The organism is Flectobacillus sp., assembly GCF_049240685.1.
GTDB lineage: Bacteria > Bacteroidota > Bacteroidia > Cytophagales > Spirosomataceae > Flectobacillus.
In genome coordinates this window covers 28,471-32,781 of sequence record NZ_JBMLSD010000498.1, presented here as the reverse complement: position 1 = coordinate 32,781, position 4,311 = coordinate 28,471, and the positions used below count along the sequence as shown (strand labels likewise).

General features: G+C 39.5%; 2 protein-coding genes. One reads left to right on the top strand and one right to left on the bottom strand.

Features of this window, described 5'->3' with window-relative positions; genetic code table 11:
- The first annotated feature begins 148 nt into the window (after nt 1-148).
- Nucleotides 149-3,538 carry an isoleucine--tRNA ligase gene (gene ileS / locus ACOVQ4_RS23025; RefSeq protein ID WP_421822930.1) on the top strand — a complete coding sequence of 1,130 codons (3,390 nt, stop codon included), beginning with the start codon at nt 149-151 and terminating at the stop codon, nt 3,536-3,538.
- A 473-nt stretch (nt 3,539-4,011) separates the two neighbouring features.
- Here the strand turns inward: ileS and ACOVQ4_RS23020 are convergent.
- A partial coding sequence (locus ACOVQ4_RS23020; RefSeq protein WP_421822929.1) for a hypothetical protein occupies nt 4,012-4,311 on the bottom strand: 300 nt, incomplete at its 5' end.

Below are 4,311 nucleotides of genomic sequence, written 5' to 3'. Positions count from 1 at the left end.
TATCGACTCCCCTTTTAAAAAGGTTTTTGTACTTTTGCAGGAATTTTGGGGCAAGTTGTTATGTTTCAGTAATACAAGGGCTTCCTTAGCCTATCATCTGCCCCCATTTGGCAAGTAACAAAACGTGCTTTTTAGCAAACAGTTTATAATGAACTTCAAAGAATATAAAAACCTAGACTACGCTCAGGTAGCAGATGAAATTTTGCAATTCTGGCAAGAACAAAAGGTTTTCGAAAAATCCGTCGAAATCCGTGAAGGGCAACCTACTTTTACTTTCTATGAAGGTCCTCCATCGGCCAATGGTACACCTGGTATTCACCACGTGATGGCACGTGCCATTAAGGATATTTTTTGTCGCTACCAAACCCTCAAAGGCAAGCAGGTAAAACGCAAAGGTGGTTGGGATACGCACGGTCTTCCTGTAGAGCTTCAGGTAGAAAAAGAATTAGGTATTACTAAAGATGATATTGGTAAAAAAATCTCGGTAGAAGAATACAACAAAAAATGCCGTGAGACAGTAATGAAATTTACTGACCTCTGGAATGACCTTACCGAGAAAATGGGCTACTGGGTAGACCTTGATGACCCATATATCACTTATAAAAACGATTATATTGAGTCTATTTGGCACCTGTTGAAGCAGTTGTATGACAAAGGTTTGTTGTACAAAGGCTATACCATTCAGCCTTATTCTCCAGCAGCAGGTACAGGTTTGTCTTCGCACGAATTGAACCAGCCGGGTTGTTACCGTGAAGTAAAAGATACTTCGTTGACAGCGCAGTTTAAGGTAAAACTTACAGGAAAATCAGGATACTTGTTCGATGCTGCCGATAGCGATAATATCTATATCTTGGCATGGACGACTACGCCTTGGACACTTCCTGCTAACTCGGCCTTGACTGTTGGAAAAAACATTGACTACGTTTTAGTCAAAACATATAACCCATATACTTACTTGCCAGTAAACGTCGTATTAGCACGTGATTTGGTAGGTAAATATTTCAACGAAAAAGGAAAAGACGCTGACTTTGAAGCTTACAAAGATGGCGACAAAGTGATTCCTTGGACAGTGATTATGGAGTTGAAAGGTGCGCATTTGGAAGGTATCGAATATGAGCAATTGTTGCCATATATCCAGCCAGATGCTCCTGCTTTCCGTGTTATCTTAGGCGACTTTGTTACGACTGAAGATGGTACAGGTGTGGTTCACACAGCTCCAACTTTTGGTGCTGACGACTTTAGAGTAGCTCAGCAAAATGGCATACCTGCCATTTTGGTAAAAGACGAGAATGGTAAAGAAGCTCCTATCGTAAACCGTCAAGGTCGTTTTGTCGCTGAAATTACTGACTTTGCCAACGAGCCAGTAAAAGAAGCTTACCTTTCGGACGAAGAGAAAGAAATCGAGCGTGAAAAACAAGGTCGTGACAAATACCTTTCTGTAGATGAGCGTATTGCGATTAAGTTGAAAACTGAAAATAAAGCATTCAATGTACAGAAATTTGATCACCCTTATCCTCACTGCTGGCGTACCGACAAACCAGTCTTGTATTATCCACTCGACTCTTGGTTTATCCGTACTACTGCCGTAAAAGATAAGTTGATTGCCTTGAACAATACCATTAACTGGAAACCTGAATCTACAGGTACAGGTCGTTTTGGTAACTGGCTCGAAAACTTGGTTGACTGGAACTTGTCACGTTCTCGCTATTGGGGTACTCCGCTTCCTATCTGGCGTTCGGAAGATGCAGAAGAAGTGTGTATCGGTTCAACGCAAGAGTTAATCAATGCCGTAAAACACGCCTTGAAAGACGATGCTTTGAGTGCAGAACAAAAAGAGAAAAACCAAGCATTCTTAGATGCCGCTGATCAAGATACCCTTGATTTACACCGTCCGTTCGTGGATGAAGTATATTTGGTATCTGCTTCGGGTAAAGTCATGACGCGCGAAACAGACCTTATCGACGTTTGGTTTGACTCAGGTGCGATGCCTTTTGCACAATGGCATTATCCATTTGAGAATAAAGATATTTTCGAAAAATCATACCCTGCTGATTTTATCTCTGAAGGTGTTGACCAAACTCGTGGTTGGTTCTTTACCCTTCATGCTATTTCAGCCATGATTTCGGATTCGGTAGCATTCAAAAACGTCGTTTCGACAGGTTTGGTATTGGATAAAAACGGTAACAAAATGTCAAAACGTTTGGGCAACGCTGTCGACCCATTCGAAACCTTGAAGAAATACGGAGCTGACCCAACTCGTTGGTATATGATTACTAACGCGCAACCTTGGGACAACTTGAAGTTTGACTTGGCAGGCGTAACAGAAGTACGTAATAAGTTCTTCGGTACATTGACTAATACGTACAACTTCTTTGCTTTGTATGCTAATTTGGATGGCTATCAGCCAACAGGCAAATTAGATAAGAGCATTGCCACAGAACTTGACCGTTGGATTTTGTCAAAACTTCAAACGTTAGTAAAAGAAGTTGACGAGTCGTTCAATACGTATGAGCCAACTAAAGCTGGTCGGGCTATCCAAGAGTTTGTGAGTGATCACTTATCTAACTGGTATGTACGTTTGGGAAGAAGACGTTTCTGGAAAGGTGATATGACTGATGATAAAAAATCAGCGTATGAAACCTTGGCATATTGCTTAAAAACAGTTGCTCAGTTGATGTCTCCAATCGCTCCTTTCTATGGTGATTGGTTATTCAAAAACTTGACTAGCAACCAAGCTGGTGCACCAGAATCGGTACACTTAACAGATTTCCCTACAGTTCAGACCGAGTGGATTGATGAAAATCTTGAAACTTCGATGGACTTGGCACAGCGTATTTGTTCGTTGATTCACTCATTACGTAAAACCAATAAAATCAAAGTTCGTCAGCCATTGTCGAAAATCTTGATTCCAGTATTGAGCGAAAAAACGCGTGAGCAAATCCGTAGCGTAGATGATTTGATTAAGTCAGAGGTAAATATCAAGTCGGTCGAATACCTAGATGACGCATCGGGTGTATTGTCGAAAAAAGTAAAACCTAACTTCAAAGCATTAGGTCCTAAGTTTGGTCCACGAATGAAAGAGGTAGCAGCTTTGATTTCGGCTATGAGCAACGATGATATTGCTGTTTTGGAAAAAGAAAATCAATACACGCCAGCAGGTAGCGATATCGTAGTTACACCAGAACTTGTTGAAATTTTGACAGAAGACCTTCCAGGTTATCTTTCTGCCAAAGACAATGAGTTGACCGTGGCATTAGACATTACAATTACTGACGAACTTCGTCAAGAAGGTATTGCTCGTGAGTTTGTCAACCGTGTTCAAAACTACCGTAAGGATTCTGGTTTTGAAGTAACTGACAAGATTAAAATTGAATTGTTGGATACACAAGCTGAAGTTTCGGCAGGGGTATTGGCATTCAAAGAGTATATCTCACAAGAAGTTCAAGCGGTTTCGTTAGAAGTAGTAAATACTTTGAGCGAATCAGTTGAAGTTGAAATGGAAGAATTGGTGCTACAATGGCGAATCGTCGTAGCCTAATTTATTGAGTGAATTGGTGATTGAGTGGTTGAGTGATTTTTAACTCTTAATTACTTTTTCAAATAAAAAAGCGCCGTAGGTAAAACAGCTTAAGTTGTTATATCTACGGCGCTTTCTTTTTTTGCGGGGAAGACCTTCTTAAAAAAGAAAGAGCATTTCTAGTTCAAGACTTAGTCTTGAACTTATTTTTTAATACAGTTTCTAAACTTTTTTATGATCAATCTCGCCTCTCTTTTTTTCTTGTTAAAAAGCTTGCCGAATTAAGCACAAAAACAAAAGTTGTAATACACAAGCCTATAAGCTGCATTTGCGTAAAGTCCTTTGCAAAAAGTAACAGCACACCTATCGACACAATTGTACCTAATAACGAAAAGAAAAGCAGGGCATTTTTCAGTGTAGTATTCATGATAGTTATGATTTGGTTTAAAAGAATTTTCTGATTAGCAATGATAGAAAATATTCTACACCTCTATTTACCTTCTAATTGGGGTATATGGAATAGGTTCTTTGATATAAATGACTACTTCCATGTAACGAAAGTTTCCCGCGTATTTTGGACTAACAGAGGTAACAAGGGCATAAGTAAGATCTATTTCTTGTCCATTGACTAGCATATAGTATTCGTAAAACACAGGTTTGGATATTCCCAACTTTAAAATTTGGGAGTTTTTGTTGTTGTAAACAATAATGGAATCGGTAACGGACAAGTCTTTGATGAGTCTTTCTAACTGTTTTACAGTATTTAAACCATTCGTTCGATCTACAGGTAATGC

Excerpts from the sequence above, each read along its gene's own strand:
- ileS (WP_421822930.1), top strand. The coding sequence starts at position 149 with ATGAACTTCAAAGAATATAAAAACCTAGACTACGCTCAGGTAGCAGAT.